General features: G+C 49.6%; 21 protein-coding genes, 3 tRNA genes and 1 pseudogene. 6 read left to right on the top strand and 19 right to left on the bottom strand.

The features are described 5' to 3' along the window. Positions 1-148: 148 nt before the first annotated feature. The 8 genes from ABVN36_RS12885 to uvrY all read right to left on the bottom strand — a co-directional run bounded on the left by ABVN36_RS12885 (position 149) and on the right by uvrY (position 5,925). A complete protein-coding gene (locus tag ABVN36_RS12885) occupies positions 149-1,588 on the bottom strand; it encodes an SH3 domain-containing C40 family peptidase (RefSeq protein WP_077908594.1) in 1,440 nt (479 codons plus the stop codon). A gap of 213 nt (positions 1,589-1,801) precedes the next feature. Continuing rightward, positions 1,802-2,134 carry a hypothetical protein gene (locus tag ABVN36_RS12880; RefSeq protein WP_023137966.1) on the bottom strand — a complete coding sequence of 111 codons (333 nt, stop codon included), beginning with the start codon at positions 2,132-2,134 and terminating at the stop codon, positions 1,802-1,804. 250 nt (positions 2,135-2,384) lie between these two features. Continuing rightward, positions 2,385-2,471 (bottom strand) — tRNA-Leu (locus ABVN36_RS12875). Positions 2,472-2,482: 11 nt separating this feature from the next. After that, positions 2,483-2,556: transfer RNA gene (locus ABVN36_RS12870), tRNA-Cys, on the bottom strand. A 51-nt stretch (positions 2,557-2,607) separates the two neighbouring features. Then, positions 2,608-2,683, bottom strand: a tRNA-Gly gene (locus ABVN36_RS12865). 151 nt (positions 2,684-2,834) lie between these two features. Further along, positions 2,835-3,383 (bottom strand): CDP-diacylglycerol--glycerol-3-phosphate 3-phosphatidyltransferase, encoded by a 549-nt coding sequence (gene pgsA, locus ABVN36_RS12860; protein WP_001160192.1) that lies wholly within the window; start codon positions 3,381-3,383, stop codon positions 2,835-2,837. A gap of 56 nt (positions 3,384-3,439) precedes the next feature. After that, a complete protein-coding gene (gene uvrC, locus ABVN36_RS12855; protein WP_001289464.1) occupies positions 3,440-5,272 on the bottom strand; it encodes an excinuclease ABC subunit UvrC in 1,833 nt (610 codons plus the stop codon). Next, positions 5,269-5,925 (bottom strand): UvrY/SirA/GacA family response regulator transcription factor, encoded by a 657-nt coding sequence (gene uvrY, locus ABVN36_RS12850; protein ID WP_000611323.1) that lies wholly within the window; start codon positions 5,923-5,925, stop codon positions 5,269-5,271. Before uvrY ends, uvrC begins: the two co-directional genes overlap by 4 nt. 311 nt (positions 5,926-6,236) lie before the next feature. On the opposite strand from uvrY, the pseudogene ABVN36_RS12845 reads away from it, so the two are divergent. Next, positions 6,237-6,393: pseudogene (locus ABVN36_RS12845) on the top strand (hypothetical protein). Further along, positions 6,390-6,614, top strand: a complete 225-nt coding sequence (locus tag ABVN36_RS12840) for a DUF2594 family protein (protein ID WP_000106483.1) — start codon at positions 6,390-6,392, stop codon at positions 6,612-6,614. The pseudogene ABVN36_RS12845 and the gene ABVN36_RS12840 overlap by 4 nt, the downstream one beginning before the upstream one ends. A 66-nt stretch (positions 6,615-6,680) precedes the next feature. On the opposite strand, the gene sdiA is transcribed toward ABVN36_RS12840, so the two are convergent. The 10 genes from sdiA to ABVN36_RS12790 all read right to left on the bottom strand — a co-directional run bounded on the left by sdiA (position 6,681) and on the right by ABVN36_RS12790 (position 15,745). Beyond that, positions 6,681-7,403: a transcriptional regulator SdiA gene (gene sdiA, locus ABVN36_RS12835; RefSeq protein WP_001157167.1), complete on the bottom strand. Its 723-nt coding sequence runs from the start codon at positions 7,401-7,403 to the stop codon at positions 6,681-6,683. A 232-nt stretch (positions 7,404-7,635) separates the two neighbouring features. Further along, the gene (gene tcyN / locus ABVN36_RS12830) at positions 7,636-8,388 is read right to left on the bottom strand and encodes an L-cystine ABC transporter ATP-binding protein TcyN (RefSeq protein WP_001273033.1); all 753 of its coding nucleotides are present in this window, start codon (positions 8,386-8,388) and stop codon (positions 7,636-7,638) included. Next, positions 8,385-9,053, bottom strand: coding sequence for a cystine ABC transporter permease (gene tcyL / locus ABVN36_RS12825; protein WP_001158238.1), 669 nt, complete (start codon positions 9,051-9,053; stop codon positions 8,385-8,387). Before tcyL ends, tcyN begins: the two co-directional genes overlap by 4 nt. Before the next feature lie 20 nt (positions 9,054-9,073). Continuing rightward, the gene (gene dcyD, locus ABVN36_RS12820; RefSeq protein ID WP_001128188.1) at positions 9,074-10,060 is read right to left on the bottom strand and encodes a D-cysteine desulfhydrase; all 987 of its coding nucleotides are present in this window, start codon (positions 10,058-10,060) and stop codon (positions 9,074-9,076) included. Positions 10,061-10,213: 153 nt separating this feature from the next. Further along, positions 10,214-11,014, bottom strand: coding sequence for a cystine ABC transporter substrate-binding protein (gene tcyJ / locus ABVN36_RS12815; protein ID WP_000761634.1), 801 nt, complete (start codon positions 11,012-11,014; stop codon positions 10,214-10,216). A 146-nt stretch (positions 11,015-11,160) separates the two neighbouring features. After that, positions 11,161-11,712, bottom strand: a complete 552-nt coding sequence (fliZ, locus tag ABVN36_RS12810) for a flagella biosynthesis regulatory protein FliZ (protein WP_000218080.1) — start codon at positions 11,710-11,712, stop codon at positions 11,161-11,163. A 58-nt stretch (positions 11,713-11,770) separates the two neighbouring features. Then, positions 11,771-12,490, bottom strand: a complete 720-nt coding sequence (locus ABVN36_RS12805; RefSeq protein ID WP_001087453.1) for an RNA polymerase sigma factor FliA — start codon at positions 12,488-12,490, stop codon at positions 11,771-11,773. Positions 12,491-12,686: 196 nt separating this feature from the next. After that, positions 12,687-13,892, bottom strand: coding sequence for a flagellin lysine-N-methylase (fliB, locus tag ABVN36_RS12800; protein WP_023137967.1), 1,206 nt, complete (start codon positions 13,890-13,892; stop codon positions 12,687-12,689). A gap of 78 nt (positions 13,893-13,970) precedes the next feature. After that, positions 13,971-15,488: a flagellin gene (locus ABVN36_RS12795; protein ID WP_231923106.1), complete on the bottom strand. Its 1,518-nt coding sequence runs from the start codon at positions 15,486-15,488 to the stop codon at positions 13,971-13,973. Positions 15,489-15,505: 17 nt separating this feature from the next. Further along, positions 15,506-15,745 (bottom strand): hypothetical protein, encoded by a 240-nt coding sequence (locus tag ABVN36_RS12790; RefSeq protein WP_001141165.1) that lies wholly within the window; start codon positions 15,743-15,745, stop codon positions 15,506-15,508. Between ABVN36_RS12790 and fliD the strand changes: the two genes are divergently transcribed. The 4 genes from fliD (at position 15,744) to amyA (ending at position 19,496) form a co-directional block, all read left to right on the top strand. Continuing rightward, the gene (gene fliD / locus ABVN36_RS12785) at positions 15,744-17,150 is read left to right on the top strand and encodes a flagellar filament capping protein FliD (protein WP_023137969.1); all 1,407 of its coding nucleotides are present in this window, start codon (positions 15,744-15,746) and stop codon (positions 17,148-17,150) included. The two genes, ABVN36_RS12790 and fliD, sit on opposite strands and share 2 nt — an antisense overlap. Before the next feature lie 14 nt (positions 17,151-17,164). Further along, positions 17,165-17,572, top strand: a complete 408-nt coding sequence (fliS, locus tag ABVN36_RS12780) for a flagellar export chaperone FliS (protein ID WP_000287764.1) — start codon at positions 17,165-17,167, stop codon at positions 17,570-17,572. Continuing rightward, a complete protein-coding gene (fliT, locus tag ABVN36_RS12775; protein ID WP_000204899.1) occupies positions 17,572-17,940 on the top strand; it encodes a flagella biosynthesis regulatory protein FliT in 369 nt (122 codons plus the stop codon). The genes fliS and fliT overlap by 1 nt, the downstream gene beginning before the upstream one ends. 71 nt (positions 17,941-18,011) lie before the next feature. Continuing rightward, positions 18,012-19,496, top strand: a complete 1,485-nt coding sequence (amyA, locus tag ABVN36_RS12770) for an alpha-amylase (protein ID WP_050901239.1) — start codon at positions 18,012-18,014, stop codon at positions 19,494-19,496. Between the two features lie 39 nt (positions 19,497-19,535). On the opposite strand, the gene yedD is transcribed toward amyA, so the two are convergent. Further along, complete coding sequence (gene yedD / locus ABVN36_RS12765) at positions 19,536-19,949, bottom strand: lipoprotein YedD (protein WP_000754694.1); 414 nt, start codon at positions 19,947-19,949, stop codon at positions 19,536-19,538. Between the last annotated feature and the right edge of the window lie 115 nt (positions 19,950-20,064).

Raw genomic sequence — 20,064 nt, 5'->3', positions numbered from 1 at the left:
TCCAGAATCAGCTCCAGATAGTATTTCAAATAAACAGCCCGCACTATAGCGCATACTTTTTTCAGACACAGTTTACAGGGATACTCTCTTTATATCCACGCGCACGGCTGCCTTAATCATGTCTTCCGCGATAACACAGTTTGTCAACCTATTCTATATAACCAAGCTTAAACAGAACCTTACCAGCCAGCGATATCAGCTCAGGATTTTCAGGATAAAAACGCAGTAACGGCAAAAATACTGCCTCACCGATAATGCTCCGGCTATTAGCATGGTTTGGGCGCAATCCCCAGATATTCTGATAAGTCATCGGCACAACCTGCCCATTCATGGTTGTGTTACCGATATACAGCATAATATGCCCTGGAATATAGACCAGCGTAGTAAACGGCTTTCCGTATCTGGTGAGATAATCGATCCGCATTTGGGGATTTTTATGACTAAGATCGACCCCCCGTCCAGCAGACTCTACCTGCGCGGATGAATGTCTGGGCAGGAATATGCCAAACGGCATTAACAGGCTGCGGACTTCGGCTGAACAATCATTATAAAAGTTAAAATTTCCCCAACCGTAGGGGGCGCCGTGCATTGCTTTCATTAGCACGGCGATATTTTCCGGCGTCATTTTCCACGGCATAGCCGTAAACTCGTTACCGCTTAGCCAGACCCAATGGATAGACGCACGACCATTGCTATCGCGAACTGGCGCCGCAATCAGGAACTGGCCCGCCCGTTGATGTCGGAACGGTAAAATAGTGCCCGGTCGCCCGGTGAAATAATAGACGCCTGCGGCATGGACAGAAACCGGCGCGTTGATAAATGCCCCCAGTTGCTTATAAGCAAGCAAAACCCACTGTGTTATAAATTTCTGATCCGTACTGGCAATATCTTCACTATGAACCCAGCCAGTTACCGCTGGTGAAACGACATATTGCCAGCGTTGGTCTTTGCTCTTCGCCAGCGTATAGACCGGCGTACCGGGACGCAGCGAAGACATTTGTAAATTATCAAACGGGTACCCCTCGCCCGCCTGACGGGGATCGTTAAAGAGCGGGTCGTCCGTTGGCAGCGCTCTGACTAAACTTTCTCTGACCATAATGCCTCGCCGGGAGGCATGATAGATATTGTCAATCTGCGTATGCGTATTCCCTCTAACCTCCTCTTTCCAGCGAGAGGTATAAAGTCTGAAGTTTTCCCCCCAATAAGCACTGCCGTCGCTAAGAAACTGCTTAATACTGGCATCCCGGACCTGTGCTGCGTTTTTTTTCAGCAATGCGGTAATATAAAAACCATTCCACGGCGAGTGCGCTTCACTGTCCATTCCGAAATAATGAGATTTTAGTGCGTTAAAGTAGCGTTGTTGGGTAGCACTATCAATAACCGGAATAGTGTAATCAGCCGAGTCCGGAGGTATCCATTTATCAACCGACTGTGAATAATCCGCTAACGGAAAGCGTGTTTTTGTCGGGTCAATATAGCTCCCTGTGAGAATTTCATCTTTGGCTGTTGATCGGTTGGTCGTCTGGTGGCAAGCGGTGAGGCACAATGGTATCAATAAAACGGCCCAGGTTTTCTTTTGCATCATCATCTCCGTAAAGCGGGGAAAGCATAATATAGAGACTGACCAAAACCGCCATTCACGAAAACCCGAAATTATCTGTAGTTGACCTGTTATTAAGACAATATTGCAAAACGTGATTAAAGCATGAAGCGGATCACATTACCTAGTGATGAATATTAGTTCGCTATCTACCTTTAATTAAATTGTGCAGAAAACACCCCTGAACAGTTATATACTCGTTTAATTTGCATAAATACTCCACTGGCCCGCCCCTGTTTTTTTCAGACAATACATACTGTAGCGCGTCAGTTCTACTTTTTTTATATACTCTGCAAAGTCATTTTCATCGACGTTGCCAATAAAATTACGCGCATCACATGTCGAAGAGGAAAGCTCACCGGGAAGAGAGTAGGTTACGATTGCACTCTCAGGCTCATACAAAATAAAAAAAAGTAAAAAAGCGCAACCTACAATCCCAATATTAATGAAGCTAATAAATAATTTTGCATTATCGGTATATTTCACTGGCAGACCTACTCTCTTTAATAAAGCAGGCATAAAACATATCAGCATTTTTTATAGAGATTAATGGATTTTATCGGCTGATTTACCCGACGTTTAGTATTTACCAGCCATAAGTTCTTGCGGGTCGGTAGCACATAACTGCTGTACTGGCAGAAATGCCGCTACCGGTGTTTTTTTACTGTGTATCGCGCTGGAAAGTTCACGCTCGCGGTCGGCATACAAACTGAAGGCACAAAAAAACCACCCGTAGGTGGTTTCACGACACTGCTTATTGCTTTGATTATTCTTGTCTTTCCCATGGTACCCGGAGCGGGACTTGAACCCGCACAGCGCGAACGCCGAGGGATTTTAAATCCCTTGTGTCTACCGATTCCACCATCCGGGCTCGGGAAAAATTGGAGGCGCGTTCCGGAGTCGAACCGGACTAGACGGATTTGCAATCCGCTACATAACCGCTTTGTTAACGCGCCAAATTTTTTGGCTTTTCAGCCAGCATCCGCTTTACGCCAATGCTTTTAAACTGGAGCGGGAAACGAGACTCGAACTCGCGACCCCGACCTTGGCAAGGTCGTGCTCTACCAACTGAGCTATTCCCGCAGTATCAAGCAACTTTGTTAATCACTTGATTTTGTTATCGTCTGGCAATCAGTGCTGCCGTTCGATGCGTTGCATTCTACTTACCTGACGCACTGAGTCAACGATATTTTTCGTCACTCACGATCGTTTGCTGAAATTTGCGGCGAAACGATCACTGATCAAGCAAATCTCCGCGTGCAGCGCTCAAATATTGCAACATGGACCACAACGTTAGCACCGCTGCGACAAAGAAAAGCGCGATCCCGGCATACTCTACCCAGATATTCGGACGCCACAAGAGCCACGCCAGCGCCACCATCTGCGCGGTAGTTTTGACTTTACCGATCCAGGAGACAGCTACACTACTGCGTTTGCCCAGCTCCGCCATCCATTCACGCAGAGCAGAGATAATAATTTCGCGGGCTATCATCGTCGCCGCAGGTAACGTCACCCACCAGCTATGATAATGCTCGGTGACCAGCACCATGGCGATCGCTACCAGCACCTTGTCGGCGACGGGGTCGAGGAAAGCGCCGAAACGCGTACTCTGGTTCCAGCGTCGCGCCAGAAAGCCGTCAAACCAGTCGGTAATAGCGGCAATACAGAAAATCAGCGCGCTGACCATCGGCGCCCAGGCGAACGGCAAATAAAACACCACGACAAAGAATGGAATCAGGATGACGCGAAACAGCGTGAGCAACGTAGGGATATTAAATTGCATAGTGACGGGTAACTATCTGTTGTCAGTGAAATTACCCCTATGTTGCTACAGTGGCCTCAATGTTTCAACGACCAGAAGATCTTTTCTGCCAGACCTTGCGAAATACCCGGCACTTTTGCAATTTCTTCTACGCTGGCGTTACGTAGCCCTTGCAAACCGCCCATATATTTCAGCAGCATCTGGCGACGTTTAGGCCCAACGCCTTCAATGGTTTCCAGCGTACTGGTATTTTTAACCTTCGCGCGTTTTTTACGGTGCCCGCCGATCGCGTGATCGTGCGACTCATCGCGAATATGCTGAATAACATGCAGCGCCGGCGAGTCCGGCGGCAGGCTAAACCCCTCGCCTTCCGGTTCAAAAAAGAGTGTTTCCAGACCGGCCTTTCTGTCCGCGCCTTTGGCGACGCCGAGCAGCAAAGGGCGATGCTTATCCCAGGGGACATCGAGCTCAGCGAAAACGGCTTTCGCCTGGGCGAGCTGCCCTTTTCCGCCGTCGATCAGAATAACGTCCGGAATCTTACTTTCTTCTATGGCCTTGCCATAACGCCGACGTAGCACCTGATTCATCGCCGCGTAGTCATCACCCGGCGTGATGCCCGCGATATTATAACGACGATACTCAGCGCGTAACGGCCCGTTAGCGTCAAATACCACACAGGATGCGACCGTTTGCTCCCCCATGGTATGGCTGATGTCAAAACATTCCATCCGCTTGATCGCAGGAAGTTTTAATACCGCCGCCAGCGCAGTCAAACGCTGCGTGATGGTGGACTGCTGCGAGAGTTTAGTGATTAAGGCCGTTGCCGCGTTTGTCCGCGCCAGCTTGAGATAACGGGCGCGATCGCCGCGCGGTTTTGTCTGAACATGAATACGCCGTCCGGCAAGTTCCGACAACGAGTCGGCGAGCAGCGTTTTATCACTAAGATTAAAATCGAGCAGTATCTCGCCCGGTAGCGTGCGCATCTGGCTACCCTGCAGGTAAAACTGCCCGACAAAGGTTTCCACCACTTCGCCCAGTTCCGTACCGCCAGGCACTTTTGGAAAATAGCTGCGGCTGCCCAGCACCTTACCCTGGCGAATAAACAGCACATGCACACAGGCCATACCCGCATCAAAAGCCACGCCGATAACGTCGAGATCGTCGCCCGCATTGGAGACAAACTGTTTTTCCGTGACCCGGCGTACCGCCTGGATCTGATCGCGAATACGCGCCGCCTCTTCAAATGCCAGATCCTGGCTGGCCTTTTCCATCCGGGCAATCAGCTGTGTTAAGACCTGGTCGTCCTTACCGGACAAAAACAACCGGACATACTCCACCTGTTGCGCATACTCCTCCTCGCTGACCAGTCCTGCAACGCAGGGGCCTAAGCAGCGGCCAATCTGGTATTGCAGGCAAGGACGCGAGCGGTTGCGATACACGCTGTTTTCGCACTGGCGGATAGGGAAAATTTTCTGTAACAGCGCCAGCGTTTCCCGCACGGCATAGCCATTAGGAAATGGGCCGAAGTACTCGCCTTTCGCATGTTTGGCGCCACGGTGCATCGCCAGACGCGGATGGGTATCGCCGCTCAGAAAAATAAAAGGATAGGATTTATCATCACGCAACAACACGTTGTAACGCGGTTGATACAACTTGATGTAATTATGCTCAAGCAGCAGCGCTTCCGTTTCGGTATGCGTTACCGTGACATCAATGTGTTGAATTTGCGCAACTAGCGCTTCGGTTTTACGCGAAGCCAGGTTGCTGCGAAAGTAGCTGGAAAGACGCTTTTTCAGGTCTTTTGCTTTACCGACATAAATAACCGTACCGCCGGCGTCATACATACGATAGACACCGGGTTGGCTGGTAACGGTTTTCAAAAACGCCTTTGCGTCAAATATTTCACTCACTGGCTTGTTAACGTCTCCGCATTACACAGGCCATGGCGGATTGCCAGGTGAGTCAGCTCAACATCACCATGAATGTTTAATTTACTGAACATACGATAGCGATAGCTGTTCACCGTTTTAGGACTGAGATTCAGCTGTTCTGAAATCTCATTGACCTTCTGACCCTTGGTGATCATCAGCATAATCTGCAACTCGCGTTCAGACAAACTGGCGAACGGCGTTTCCGTTTTTGCAGGCTCGATCTGACTGAGCGCCATCTGCTGAGCGATATCGGAGGCGATATAACGTTGTCCGGAATACACCGAACGAATAGCGCTCACCACCTCCTGAGGCGCAGCGCCTTTGCTGAGATAGCCAGCTGCGCCAGCCTGCATCACTTTGGCGGGCAACGGGTTCTCCGTATGGACGGTCAGCATGATCACTTTGATATCCGCTGTCGATCGGGCAATTTTACGCGTCGCCTCAAGGCCGCCAATACCGGGCATGTTCATATCCATCAGCACGACGTCAACGGCGTTAGTACGGCACCATTTTACCGCATCCTCTCCGCAGCACGCTTCACCGACAACTTTAATGCCCTTTATATCTTCAAGAATGCGTCGTATCCCTGCGCGCACCAGTTCGTGGTCATCAACAAGAAGAACGTTGATCAAAGGAATATCTCCAGAATAGGGATAACGCTACTGATAGTTAATCGCCCTTATATTAGCTGGTTTTATCTCAACTTTGAAACGTAAAAAAACACCGGGTATTCGATTTTGCTCTCGTTTTTGGAAATTATGTTGTACGTCGTGTGGCAACTGCCAACGTTGTAGCCCCTTCTGACGGCGCTGTCCCGGGCTGCTATTTCATAATGGTGACAAAAATTTCACGTTCCGCTGTCTAAACACTAATTAGGGAATCAACTTTGTAACAATAATTAACGAGTAAAATACGCGTAATAAACAAAGAATGAAGAAAATATATGCATCACGCGGCAACGTTTATTTTGTGGGTAACCCCCTCCGCTTTTTGATCAAAAAACAACCACTGCTATTTTTAGCGTAGCTTATGGTATACTCCGCCGCCTTAACATCTGCTATCGCACATTTTCACTGAAACATAACGAGGAAAATAAATGAGTACGCCTGATTTTTCCACCGCTGAGAATAATCAAGAACTGGCTACTGAAGTCAACTGCCTGAAAGCCATGTTAACGCTGATGCTGCAGGCGATGGGCCAGGCCGATGCTGGGCGCGTGATTCTTAAAATGGAAAAACAGATCGCGCAGATGGATGATGAAGCACAAGCGGCGGTATTTTCCAGTACGGTTAAGCAAATTAAACAGGCTTACCGCCAGTAGTAAAAAACCGGCTGTTAGCATCGCTTTCAGCCGGTTTCGCGTCTGGCGCGAAGCATCGTCAGCACGTCATATCAGACCTGTCGCCGCAGCGTAGCAGGCAATCTGTGTTTTATTTGGCGCATTGAATTTCTTCTGCATGTTTTTCTGATGGAAGTTAACGGTATTTTCAGAAATCGACAGAATAATGGCGATCTCCGATGAGGTCTTCCCTTCCGCCGTCCACTTCAGAATCTCTTTCTCACGTTTACTGAAACGCATCTCAGGCGCCATCACCATGTCGTCTTCAAATCTTGTCAGCGCCGAAAGACTCTCCCGCGCCAGCAGTTGTAACCTCAGCTCCACTTCATCGTAGGTAAACGAGGAGCAGCGTAAACTGCTACGGGAGAAAGATAAAAAGCCCAGCGCCCGGTTCGGCAACATCACACATTGGGTTACGCCTCTGCGTAATCCGAAACGCTGGGCGGCATCCCACATCGCCTGCGCTTCATGAAATAGCACGTCATCCCAATGTAAATGACCTTGCCTGAAATTTTCCGGCTTTAATACCGGATCGATCGCGAAATAGTTTTCGGACTGGTAATGCGTTACCCACGCCGGAGGATAAGTGGTACGAAGCGATATTTTAGGCCGGGTAAAGGGGACGGGATGACGAACACACAGGGCATAATAATCAAATTCCAGCCGCTGTGTCTGATATTGCAATTCAGTATAAACATCCTCTGCTGCCGCCATCTCCTGAAAGCGTAACAACATTGCGCGTCGCCAGGTGAAGAAATCATTTTCCTGCATATTTTATGGTCACGCCTTTGATATTGATAATCATTATTATGAATGGCTTAAATTAACACATAAATAGTGTTTATATATAAGAAATATCGGACGAAACGTAGAATACTTGAGCGGCATTACAGTTTTTTGGTTTCCGCCTGAGAGCGAGGTTAATAATCTGGCAGAATGACTTCATAATTATTCATTGCGCTCGCCCAAGGCGCGGCTAATTCGGGCGAGCGTTGAAAAGGTATTATTTCACTAAAAATTTCTCAAGGAACTGGCGGGTACGCGGATGCTGAGGGTCGGCGAACAAGGTTTTCGCCGGCCCCTGCTCAACGATTTGCCCCTGATCCATAAATATCGCCCGATCAGCCACGTCACGCGCAAAGCCCATTTCGTGAGTAACGATCACCATCGTGCGCTTTTCCTGCGCCAGCTGGCGAATCGTATTAAGCACCTCGCCGACTAATTCAGGATCAAGCGCCGACGTCGGCTCATCAAACAGAATCACTTCCGGGCGCATCGCCAGCGCGCGTGCAATCGCCACGCGCTGCTGTTGCCCGCCCGACAGGCGGCGCGGATAACGGGTCTCTTTACCGGCCAACCCGACTTTGGCTAACAGTTCCCGCGCCAGCGCCGTCGCCTCGGCTTTCGGCTCTCCCTTTACAATCACCGGACCTTCAATGATATTTTCCAGCACGGTACGATGCGGGAACAGGTTAAAACTCTGAAAGACAAAGCCGACATGCTGACGCAACTGGCGAATCAACCCTTTTTGCTGGCTGAATGGGCGGGCGGTATCGATGATAATATCGCCCACTTTAATGGTGCCCGCTTCCGGTTGTTCCAGTAGGTTAATACAGCGTAATAACGTTGTCTTCCCTGAGCCGCTCGGGCCGATAATGGCGACGACTTCTCCGGGCTTCACCTCAAGGTCAATACCGTGCAGCACCGTTTGACCATGAAATTTTTTGACCAGGTTGGTGACTTCGATCGCACTCATTTTGGCTCTCTCTCCTGGCGGTTAAGTTGGTTTTCAAAATAGTTTTGCAGTGCCGATAAGACGGTCGCCATTACCCAGTAGATTAACGACGCGGCCAGATACATGGTAAACACCTCCAGCGTTCGCGAGGTAATTAACTGCGCCTGGCGGAACAACTCCGGCACCTGAATCGTCGCGGCGAGCGACGTATCTTTCACCAGGCTGATAAAGCTGTTGCTCAACGGCGGAAGCGCAACGCGAGCCGCCTGCGGCAAAATAGCGCGACGTAGCGTTTGCCACGGCGTCATGCCAATGCTCGCCGCCGCTTCCCATTGTCCCTTGTCGATAGCCGAGATCGCCGCGCGCAGCGTCTCGGACGTGTAAGCCGCGGTATTGAGCGATAAACCAATCATCGCCGCCGGGATAGGGTCCAGCTCAATCCCAAATTGCGGCAGGCCGTAATAGATCATAAATAACTGGGCGATAAGCGGCGTACCGCGAAAAATCGAGATATAAAAGCGCGCCAGCCAGCGAACCGGCCATAGCGGAGACATCCGCATCAGCGCCAGCACAAATCCCAGCAGCAGACCAAAAAACATACCGCCAATACTCAGTTGCAGGGTAAAGACGGCGCCTTTAAGCAAATACGGCAGCGATTCAATAACCAGTTGGATACTTTCTTGCATTCGCGTTGATTACCTGGAGGTTATACATGAGGATGGTAGGCAAACAGCGCAGGCGCCCCACCGGTGTGAATAAAGAGAATCGGCCCGTCATCGTTAAAGCGTTTCTGGCTGATGCCGTCTATCAGACCCGCCATCGCTTTACCGGTATATACCGGATCCAGCAGCACTCCCTCCAGGCTCGCCAGCAGTTTCACCGCCTCCATCCCCGCGTCATTTGGCACGCCGTAACCCGGGGCAAAATAGTCATCCCATAAATGAATATCCGCCGTCGCCGTCAGCGCCAGCTGACCGGCAATAGCCTGCTGCAAGGCAATCACTTTGGGTTTCTGCTCGGCGACAGAACGTGAAACGGTCACGCCAATCAGTTCGACATCCGGCATCAGATGTTCCAGCCCGACAGCTAACCCGGCGTGCGTTCCGGCGCTGCCGGAGGCCACCACCACCGAAGAGAGCCCGACGACCTCTTCACACTGCTGGGCGATTTCCAGGGCGCTCTCTACGTATCCCATTGCGCCCAGCGCGCTGGAGCCGCCGACCGGAATCACATAGGGCCTGAACCCTTGCGCTTCAATGCGCGTCGCCAGCGTTTGCAGCTGCGCATCCGGATCGGTTAGCGCATCGCACATCTCAATTTGCGTATTAAATAAATCCAGTAACAGGCGATTACCATTCGTCAGGTAATTTTCCGCGGTGGTACCGATTGGATTTTCCAGCAAGGCGACGCAATGCAGTCCCAATTTGGCCGCGACTGCCGCCGTCTGACGGACATGGTTCGACTGAATCGCCCCTGCGGTTATCAGCGTATCCGCCCCTTCTCGCAGCGCGTCGGCCACCAAAAACTCCAGCTTGCGCAGTTTATTGCCGCCCATTGCAATGGGCGTAACGTCATCGCGCTTAATGTAAATCTCACGGCCAAGATAATCAGACAATCGCGGCAGGTATTCGAGCGGGGTCGGCGCGCCAATAAGCTCCAGGCGAGGGAAGCGCGTTAAGTGATGTAGTGGCATTGAGCCTCCGGTAACGTTGTGGTGTGTTCTTTTTATTATGCACGTTGATCCAACGGAAATAAAAAAGGCGCCGATTCACGCGCCTCCGTTTGCTGACATAGTATGAGGTTGATATTGCCCGGCGGCGCACTGCCTGCCGGGCAACGTAGAGCATTATTGGGTCACGTCAGCGCCAAACCATTTTTCAGAGAGCGCTTTTAAGGTGCCATCTTTTTGCATTTCCGCAATGGCGTTATCTACCGCCTTCAGCAAGTCTTCGTTGCCTTTACGTAACGCAACGCCGGACTCCTGACGCGAAAACGCATCACCGGTGACGGCCAGCGTACCTTTGGTTTTTTTCACCAGATCCAGCGCCGCCAGACGATCGACTAAAATCGCGTCAATACGGCCTACGCGCAGATCCTGATATTTTGTAGGATCATCGTCATAGGTACGGATATCCACGCCCTGCACATGTTGACGTAGCCACTCTTCATAGTTAGTCCCCAGCCCAACGCCGACTTTTTTGCCCTGCAGATCGGCCGCCGTTTTGATCGTGCCTTCATTGCCTTTTTTCACCAGCGCCTGAACGCCGGAGACAGTGTAAGGCGTAGAGAAATCATATTTTTTCTTGCGGACGTCTGAAATCGTGACCTGGTTTATCACTACATCAATGCGTTTAGCGTCCAGCGACGCCAGTATTCCGTCCCATTTGGTCGGCTTCAACGACGCTTTAACGCCCAGATGTTTTGCCAACGCCTCGGCGAAATCGACTTCAAAACCGGTTAATTTGCCGTCTTCGCCCTGAAAGCTAAACGGCGGATAGGTACCTTCCAGCCCTACCAGCAGCGTGCCGCGTTCTTTAACTTTGTTCAGCAAACCCTCATCGGCAAAGCTCTTCGCGCTCATTCCCGCCACCAGCGCTACAGCCATTACTCCCATCAGTGCCTGACGTCCCAGCAGTGCTAATTTCATAGTAACCCCGAATATTGCCGTTAATGACCATAGACTGTGTCCCGCCATGGCGCATCGTCACGTCTCGCGAACCTTTGGGGGACTCAGCCTAATGTAGAAGGTTTGCCACGTTTCACCAACACGACTCTGCTACATCTTATGCTTTTTTAATATATATCAGAACTGGCGGTAAAGGGGGATTTCTGTCTGGGCGCAATCTGCTGATGCGCTTTATATTGCTGGTATTTACGTAGTGCGATACGGTAATTATTGGTGCTGGTTTCCGGCAACCATGGCGCCAGGCTTTCATCGAGAAAACCGTCCTGCAGCAGATCGTGGGAAATGTTTTGCTCGCTGAGGTAATTGCCAAGACGTCGTAAACGCACGACATATTCCCGCACCGTGCCATGACTCATCTCGGTTTGTTCAAACAAATACTGTTTGAAACCGATAATATCGAAAAAATCACTCTGCTTTTTGCAGTGCAAATCGCCGCAAAAGCGACATAGCGCCACCCACTCCTTCTGCTCCCGCTGCCAGGCAGCGTCGTCAAGTAGCATATCCAGCTGTGAAATAGCGATTTTATTAACGATCTTGCCACGGCGAACCAGCGTAATGCGGTCGAGCAGTTTGTGACAATGCGCGCAATGCGTCTGGCTGTGTTTAAAGTCTTTAAGATAGCGGCTCAAGGGCCGCCTTTTAGGTTGCTGCACCGTCATGAGAACTCCTGGTAGTCTATACGTTGTGCGGCACTTTTCGGGTGCGACCATGCGCGACCTATAACTTACCCAGTTTGGTGCGTAATCGTTTGATGGCCTGACTATGCAACTGGCTGACCCGCGATTCGCCAACTTCCAGTACCGCGCCAATCTCTTTGAGATTGAGCTCTTCCTGGTAATACAGCGTTAACACCAGTTGCTCGCGTTCCGGCAGCGATTCAATCGCGTCCATTACCCGCTGTCGCAGGTCGCCCTCCAGCAGTTGATGTAACGGGTTTTCCTGTTGATGTTCTTCAGTCACCAGTTCGATGCTATCGCCATGCTCTTCCCGCCACTCATCGTAAGAGAAAAGTTGGCTGTTGTTGGTATCGAGCAACATCTGACGATACTCCGCAACAGGGATGCCAAGACGTTCCGCCACTTCGGTTTCCGTCGCATTACGCCCCAGTTCCTGCTCCAGTTGTCCCATCGCCTGCGCCACTTCGCGGGCATTACGCCGGACGCTACGCGGCACCCAATCGCGGCTGCGTAATTCATCCAGCATCGCCCCACGAATACGCTGCACTGCGTAAGTGGTAAATGCCGTTCCTTGCAAAGCGTCATATCGGTCGACCGCATTTAATAACCCGATGCCGCCCGCTTGTAGCAGATCGTCCAGTTCCACGCTCGCCGGCAATCGCACCTGCAGGCGCAATGCTTCGTGACGCACCAGCGGTACATAACGCTGCCACAGCGAGTGTTTATCCATTACACCTTCAGCGGTATACAGTGAATTCACGATAAACAGCCCTGCGTTAAATGAGTTATCGGCATGATTATCCGTTTCTACAGAGGGTTCTATCGAAGGAATAAGGCTATAAAAGAAGGGTTATTTCACTTATGTAACCTGTAGCGCCTTTTTAGCGGCTCAAAGAGCAGAATAAAATCAGCCAGATAGGACAAACGGGATGCGCAAGCGCCCACCCCGAACAAAACTATGTCAGAAGATGAATCATCGACAGATCGTCGCCAGTACGCACCGTTTCTATATGGCGATGAAAATTCTTCGCCACCTCGCTGTTATGCTGGCTGCGGGAGTGAAAACTATACACAATATTGGTAACGTCATCCCACTCTATACGCCCGCGCTCATGCACGCTGGCTGCCGTTAATAGCTTAATAAAGGCATATTCCGCCACGATAATATACAGCGCGCGTAACGGGTCGACATTCGGCTGGTTGGGGAAATTATTTTCCCAAATTTTATAGAGAATTAAATTTCTGAAAGCCCAGTTCTTCTGCTGCTCATCCGCCTGTAAACAGCGCGCTAATGAGGACTCAATATCGCTCACCTTCTGCTCCATTGAAACGCCCTCTTCCGCCGTCAGCACCCGCAGAAGACACTGGATGTAGTGATCGAGGACATAGCTTCCTCTGCTCGGTGGGAGAGCCCTGAAATAATCCTGCATCAACAGTACCAGGGATGTTTTGAATTTCTTATCCGGCGTAATATTAGCGAGTTCCTGAGTTAACGAACCGGACTGCAGCTGGGAAACTAACGTGCCATACACTTGCTCAATCTCCCCTAATGCAGCGTCATCAATCCGGGGAAACTTCTGCACATACATTACAAACTTGATCAACGCGTATAATGCCGCATCCGGATTGCTGGCAGCATGGTTAATCAAACTCAGGCAAAACAAGTTAAGTAGTTTTTGCTGTGGGGAGAATAGCGGCGCGGTATTGTACTTCTGCTGTATGATCGCCTTTTCATTGAGTGCTACCGCATCAGCATCGTTTAAAATATGCGCAGTCACTTCCGGGCAGGCAAGGCTTAGAGAATGTCGTACCTCGTTTTTATAAGTATGGAACACCCGCGGAAACGTAGTGCAGGTATAACTTAATGCTTTAGCTCCCAGTGTTTTTTGTACCCTGCACAGACGATCGTCATCCAGATAAGGGCAGCTGCCTGTCCCAGATGGTAATTTAATCTCCCCCCAGTTATTTGGGTCTTTCTTTAAAAGAATAATACTATTTTTGGCAATCTCTCTGATGGTTACATCCTTGCTGGTAAGGTACTTTTTGACCGTCGTCTTATCCAGCGTGATTTTCCAGCCCTTACAACAGTGGTCGCGGCAGGCCGAGCCAGAACAGGAAAAGCGGGTGACAAAGGCAGGTTCAGTGACGGTGATTTCTTTCATTACACAGGCTCCGGAATTAAAAAAGGCAGCTTTCGCTGCCTTGATTGTGTACCACGTGTCGGTGAATCAATCGCCGGATTAACGCAGTAAAGAGAGGACGTTTTGCGGAACCTGGTTAGCCTGCGCCAGAACGGAAGTACCAGCCTGCTGCAGAATCTGCGCTTTAGACATATTAGAAACTTCCGTTGCATAGTCAGCATCTTCGATACGGCTACGCGCGGAGTTCAGATTGGTTACCGTATTGCCAAGGTTGGTAATGGCTGAATCAAAACGGTTTTGAATTGCCCCCAGAGAAGAACGAACTGCGTCCACTTTTGACAATGCAGAATCAATTGAAGCCAGTGGGTTAGCGGTACTTTTCTTAGCAGCGGCAGCGTCTTCATTGATTAATGTACTAACGCCAGAAGCTGTTTTGTCAATAAACATGGTTTTGCCTGCTAAGGTGATCTTATCACCCGTGGCGTTAGCAGTATATTCAGCCCCATTTACTGTAATTTTACTTTCGCCTTTAACAGCATTGTTTGCTTCCAAATCAGAAAGTTTCGCACTCTCGTTTTTGGTTTTATCATCAAAAGTAAACTGACCGTTCACTACAGATGTAAAAACATTTTTGCTTGATTGTAAGGTAGCAGCATCAACATTCGCCGCACCACCGGTAATATCAGCGACAGTTAACGTAACTTTTTCACCATTGATGGTAGTAGAAACCTTACCATTACCGTCATTACCAGTTTTTGTATCAATAGTAAAAGTCACGCCTTTATAATCAAAGGTATCTCCTTCCTTACCACCCTTAATGGCACCAGCTATCGCTTTGGCTTCAGCGGTACCAGCAGTAGATTTAGTGGTCTTAAAGAGGTCAACCGCAGTGTTATTTTCCGCATCGTCAGTTGTTAACTGACCGTTTGCTGCATTTACATATACTTTTTTCGGTGCTGCTGCATCAGTCACTACAGCACCGGAATTAATATCTACACGATATTTATCGGCACCCGCTGCATAGGTGTCGTAACCCGTAACATTCTTGAAGCTGGACTTCAGATCACCCACTGTCGCTTCTTTTGGCCCATTAACATTGAACCCATCAAGGCCAAGGCTTTTCACATCAATTTTTTGCAGATCGATGGTAATGGTTTCACCATCGTTAGCACCAACCTGGATTTTCATCTGGTTGTCCTGAGACAGGACTTTAACACCGTTAAATTGAGTCTGATTAGAAACGCGATCGATTTCTTCCAGACGTTGCTGAATTTCATCCTGGATAGATTTCAGATCGGAATCAGAGTTAGTCCCGTTAGTGGCCTGAACAGACAACTCACGCACACGCTGCAGGTTGTTGTTAATTTCGTTCAGCGCACCTTCAGTGGTCTGCGCAATAGAAATGCCGTCGTTAGCGTTACGGGAAGCCTGAGTCAGACCTTTGATATTAGACGTGAAACGGTTAGCAATCGCCTGGCCTGCCGCATCGTCTTTCGCGCTGTTGATACGCAGACCAGAGGACAGACGCTCAATAGCGGAACTCAGTGAGGACTGAGATTTGTTCAGGTTATTCTGGGTCAACAGCGACAGGCTGTTTGTATTAATGACTTGTGCCATGATCTTTTCCTTATCAATTACAACTTGATGTTATTGGGCTGTTGCCCACGGTTTCTCACCGTAACCCTTGTATCGGCACCTGAATTTCGAACTTTAGAAAATTTTTCACTTCCCCCGATCTTTTTCTTAGCCTGCGAAATAGCCGCTTTATGCATCATTATTCCACGCATTATTTTTGCAAAATTATCATTAAACTTTGCTTCCAGATTGCCGATAACGCGTTTAACTACTGTTTGCAATCGAAAGGAAGATGGCATGGCTTCAATTTCATCATTAGGTGTAGGGTCAAACTTACCTCTGGATTCACTGCTGACTAAACTGACCAACGCTGAAAAAGGACGCTTAACGCCGATCACACAGCAGCAGAGTGCTAATACGGCCCGTCTAACGGCATACGGTACTTTAAAAAGTGCACTGGAGAAGTTTCAAACAGCAAACACGGCGTTAAATAAAGCCGATCTGTTTAAAAGTACGAATGTCACCAGCAGTACAGAAGACCTGAAAGTCTCGACGGAAGCTGGGGCCGCACCTGGAACTTATGTGGTTAGCGTAACTCAGTTAGCACAAGCACAATCTTTGAGTACAGCAACCAAAATTACATCTACCAAAGAAGTGCTGGGAGATACCACATCTGACAGCCGTACCATAAAAATTGAACAGAAAGGCCGTAAAGAACCACTTGAAATCAAACTCACTAAAGATCAAACCTCTTTAGAGGGTATCCGTGACGCCATTAATGATGCTGACAGTGGTATTTCCGCCAGTATCGTTAAAGTTAAAGAAGGCGATTATCAGCTTGTACTGACCGCAGATAGTGGCACGGATAATCAAATGACTATCTCTGTGGAAGGCGATAGCAAACTCAGCGATCTGTTGTCCTATGATAGTAATACTGGCACGGGCAAAATGAAGCAACTGGTTGCTGCAGATAATGCTTTGTTAACCGTTAACGGCATTGATATTGAGCGACCGAGTAATAAAATCACTGACGCTCCACAAGGCGTGACGCTTGAACTAACCAAAGAAGTAAAAGATGCCCGTATTACCGTCACAAAAGATAATGAAAAGGCGACCGAAGCCGTCAAAGGTTGGGTTGATGCCTACAACTCACTGCTTGATACCTTTAGTTCATTAACAAAATATACAGAGGTTGATCCAGGGGCTGAAGAACAGGACAAAAACAACGGTGCACTACTTGGAGATACCGTGGTGCGAACGATTCAAACTGGAATCCGCGCTCAGTTCGCTAATGGTGCAAGTACAGGTACATTTAAGACCCTGAATGAAATTGGTATTACTTCTGATGGTACCACCGGAAAACTAAAAATTGATGATACCAAGCTTAAAAAAGCGCTGGATGAAAATACCGCTTCTGTACGTGAGCTGCTGGTAGGTGATGGTAAAGAAACGGGGATCACCACCAAAATTGCCACCGAAGTGAAAGGTTATCTGGCCGATGACGGCATTATTGACAGCGCCCAGGACAGTATTAACGCCACGCTGAAAAAACTAACTAAGCAATATCTGACCGTCAGCAGTAGCATTGACGACACCGTTGCCCGTTACAAGGCCCAGTTTACCCAACTGGATACCATGATGAGTAAGCTGAATAACACCAGTACTTATTTGACCCAGCAATTTAATGCTATGAACAAGTCCTGATAACAGAGGTTACCATGTACACCGCGAGCGGTATCAAAGCTTATGCGCAAGTCAGCGTGGAAAGCGCCGTGATGAGCGCCAGCCCGCATCAGTTGATTGAAATGTTGTTTGATGGCGCGAATAGCGCTCTGGTGCGCGCTCGCCTGTTTTTAGAACAAGGCGATGTTGTCGCGAAAGGTGAAGCGTTAAGCAAAGCCATCAATATTATCGATAACGGGCTGAAAGCCGGTCTCGATCAGGAAAAAGGCGGTGAGATTGCGACGAATCTTTCCGAGCTATACGACTATATGATTCGCCGTTTACTGCAGGCTAATTTGCGTAACGACGCTCAGGCCATCGAAGAAGTGGAAGGGTTACTCAGCAATATTGCAGAAGCCTGGAAACAGATTTCACCGAAAGCATCTTTCCAGGAGTCTCGTTAATGACCTCAACCGTGGAGTTTATCAACCGTTGGCAGCGTATTGCGCTGCTCAGTCAATCGCTGCTTGAACTTGCGCAGCGAGGTGAATGGGATCTCTTACTGCAACAAGAGGTCTCCTATCTGCAAAGTATTGAAACGGTGATGGAAAAGCAAACTCCACCGGGCATTACGCGAAGTATTCAGGATATGGTCGCCGGATACATCAAACAAACGCTGGATAATGAGCAGCTCCTGAAAGGGCTGCTGCAACAGCGACTGGATGAACTCAGCAGTTTGATCGGACAATCCACCCGCCAAAAATCACTCAACAACGCTTATGGCCGTCTTTCCGGTATGTTACTCGTGCCAGACGCGCCTGGCGCCTCATAATATTTTCCCGTCTCGTATGAAAATTCTTCCATACTCCAGAGGTCGGCTAAACGACTTCTGGAGCACGGAAGATGAAAAACCCCACGTTATTGCAGTACTTCCACTGGTATTATCCCGACGGCGGTAAACTCTGGTCTGAGCTGGCGGAACGTGCTGATGGGCTGAATGATATCGGTATCAATATGGTCTGGCTACCGCCCGCCTGTAAAGGCGCCTCCGGCGGCTATTCCGTAGGCTATGATACCTACGACCTGTTTGACCTCGGCGAATTTGACCAAAAAGGAACTATCGCGACAAAGTACGGCGATAAACGCCAGTTACTGACGGCGATAGACGCGCTAAAAAAAAATAATATTGCGGTGCTGCTCGACGTCGTCGTGAACCACAAAATGGGCGCAGACGAAAAAGAACGTATCCGCGTTCAGCGCGTGAATCAGGATGACCGCACGCAAATCGATGACAACATCATTGAATGCGAAGGCTGGACGCGCTACACCTTCCCTGCCCGCGCGGGCCAGTATTCCAACTTTATTTGGGACTACCACTGTTTCAGCGGCATTGATCACATCGAGAATCCCGACGAAGACTGCATTTTTAAGATCGTCAATGACTATACCGGCGATGGCTGGAACGATCAGGTTGATGATGAGATGGGTAATTTCGACTATCTGATGGGTGAAAATATCGATTTTCGCAATCACGCGGTTACGGAAGAGATTAAATATTGGGCTCGTTGGGTCATGGAACAAACCCACTGTGACGGCTTTCGCCTGGACGCGGTAAAACATATACCCGCCTGGTTTTATAAAGAATGGATTGAGCATGTACAGGCGGTTGCACCAAAACCGCTGTTTATTGTCGCAGAATACTGGTCGCATGAAGTGGATAAACTGCAAACGTACATCGATCAGGTCGACGGGAAAACCATGCTGTTCGACGCGCCGTTGCAGATGAAATTTCATGAAGCCTCGCGCCAGGGCGCGGAGTATGACATGCGCCACATTTTCACCGGCACGCTGGTAGAAGCCGACCCTTTTCATGCGGTGACGCTGGTCGCTAACCACGATACACAACCGTTACAGGCGCTGGAAGCGCCGGTAGAACCCTGGTTCAAACCATTGGCCTATGCGCTGATCCTGCTTCGTGAAAACGGCGTGCCGTCGGTGTTTTATCCCGATTTATACGGCGCCAGCTATGAGGATAGCGGCGAAAATGGCGAGATCTGTCGGGTCGACATGCCGGTGATTAACCAACTGGATCGGCTGATCCTTGCTCGTCAGCGTTTTGCGCACGGTATACAAACTCTCTTTTTCGATCATCCTAACTGTATCGCCTTTAGTCGCAGCGGTACTGAAGAGAATCCGGGCTGTGTGGTTGTACTTTCCAATGGCGACGACGGTGAAAAAACCCTCCTGCTCGGCGACAATTACGCTAACAAGACCTGGCGTGATTTTCTGGGAAACCGCAATGAGCATGTTGTAACTAATGATCAAGGCGAAGCGACGTTCTTCTGCAACGCAGGCAGCGTCAGCGTGTGGGTCATTGAGGACGTGTGATGAGCGTTCCCGGCGGCAGAGCGCTGCCGGGAAGCGAAATTACGGCAGCGGCGTCGGCAGCGGCGTTTTTTCTAACGCGGCGGCGCACTCCGGCGTCGGACGAGCGACCCGTTGCAGCGTCATGCCATCATATTCCAGGGTATTCCCGTCGCGCTCAATTTCATAGAGCTCACGCTTAACCGTAACATTGGTTAAGTCATCGGAGAGCATGGTCAGCTTGCCCGGCAGAGCAATAACGCGCTGCCATTGGCGGCAGTCCAGCGTATCGCCTTCTTTAGTCACTACCAGGCTGGCGATAGCTTCAGGGCTCACCAGCTTACGTTGCGGGCCTTTTGACTGCCAGTACCCTTCCAGACCGGCCGGCGCGGGCGTTTTCACCACATCATTATAGTTTTCCACCTCGGCGCATCCGGCCAGAACCAGCAATGCGCCAACGATCGCTACTTTTTTCATCATTCATCCTGCATCAGAAGAAAGAGGAATTGTGGCATTAAAGCCCTGACGCCGCCAGCCTTTCCAGGCGCTGGCCGCAATTTGATCCAGTCGGTATTACTGCTTATTAGGTGTA

Origin of the sequence: Salmonella sp. SJTUF15581, assembly GCF_043356775.1 — a bacterium.
Taxonomy (GTDB): domain Bacteria; phylum Pseudomonadota; class Gammaproteobacteria; order Enterobacterales; family Enterobacteriaceae; genus Salmonella; species Salmonella enterica.
This window is presented reverse-complemented; position numbering and strand designations above follow the sequence as displayed.

Excerpts from the sequence above, each read along its gene's own strand:
- ABVN36_RS12885 (WP_077908594.1), bottom strand. The coding sequence starts at position 1,588 with ATGATGATGCAAAAGAAAACCTGGGCCGTTTTATTGATACCATTGTGC.
- ABVN36_RS12880 (WP_023137966.1), bottom strand. The coding sequence starts at position 2,134 with ATGCTGATATGTTTTATGCCTGCTTTATTAAAGAGAGTAGGTCTGCCA.
- pgsA (WP_001160192.1), bottom strand. The coding sequence starts at position 3,383 with ATGCAATTTAATATCCCTACGTTGCTCACGCTGTTTCGCGTCATCCTG.
- ABVN36_RS12840 (WP_000106483.1), top strand. The coding sequence starts at position 6,390 with ATGAGTACGCCTGATTTTTCCACCGCTGAGAATAATCAAGAACTGGCT.
- sdiA (WP_001157167.1), bottom strand. The coding sequence starts at position 7,403 with ATGCAGGAAAATGATTTCTTCACCTGGCGACGCGCAATGTTGTTACGC.
- tcyN (WP_001273033.1), bottom strand. The coding sequence starts at position 8,388 with ATGAGTGCGATCGAAGTCACCAACCTGGTCAAAAAATTTCATGGTCAA.
- tcyL (WP_001158238.1), bottom strand. The coding sequence starts at position 9,053 with ATGCAAGAAAGTATCCAACTGGTTATTGAATCGCTGCCGTATTTGCTT.
- dcyD (WP_001128188.1), bottom strand. The coding sequence starts at position 10,060 with ATGCCACTACATCACTTAACGCGCTTCCCTCGCCTGGAGCTTATTGGC.
- tcyJ (WP_000761634.1), bottom strand. The coding sequence starts at position 11,014 with ATGAAATTAGCACTGCTGGGACGTCAGGCACTGATGGGAGTAATGGCT.
- fliZ (WP_000218080.1), bottom strand. The coding sequence starts at position 11,712 with ATGACGGTGCAGCAACCTAAAAGGCGGCCCTTGAGCCGCTATCTTAAA.
- fliB (WP_023137967.1), bottom strand. The coding sequence starts at position 13,892 with ATGAAAGAAATCACCGTCACTGAACCTGCCTTTGTCACCCGCTTTTCC.
- ABVN36_RS12795 (WP_231923106.1), bottom strand. The coding sequence starts at position 15,488 with ATGGCACAAGTCATTAATACAAACAGCCTGTCGCTGTTGACCCAGAAT.
- fliD (WP_023137969.1), top strand. The coding sequence starts at position 15,744 with ATGGCTTCAATTTCATCATTAGGTGTAGGGTCAAACTTACCTCTGGAT.
- ABVN36_RS12790 (WP_001141165.1), bottom strand. The coding sequence starts at position 15,745 with ATGCCATCTTCCTTTCGATTGCAAACAGTAGTTAAACGCGTTATCGGC.
- fliS (WP_000287764.1), top strand. The coding sequence starts at position 17,165 with ATGTACACCGCGAGCGGTATCAAAGCTTATGCGCAAGTCAGCGTGGAA.
- fliT (WP_000204899.1), top strand. The coding sequence starts at position 17,572 with ATGACCTCAACCGTGGAGTTTATCAACCGTTGGCAGCGTATTGCGCTG.
- amyA (WP_050901239.1), top strand. The coding sequence starts at position 18,012 with ATGAAAAACCCCACGTTATTGCAGTACTTCCACTGGTATTATCCCGAC.
- yedD (WP_000754694.1), bottom strand. The coding sequence starts at position 19,949 with ATGAAAAAAGTAGCGATCGTTGGCGCATTGCTGGTTCTGGCCGGATGC.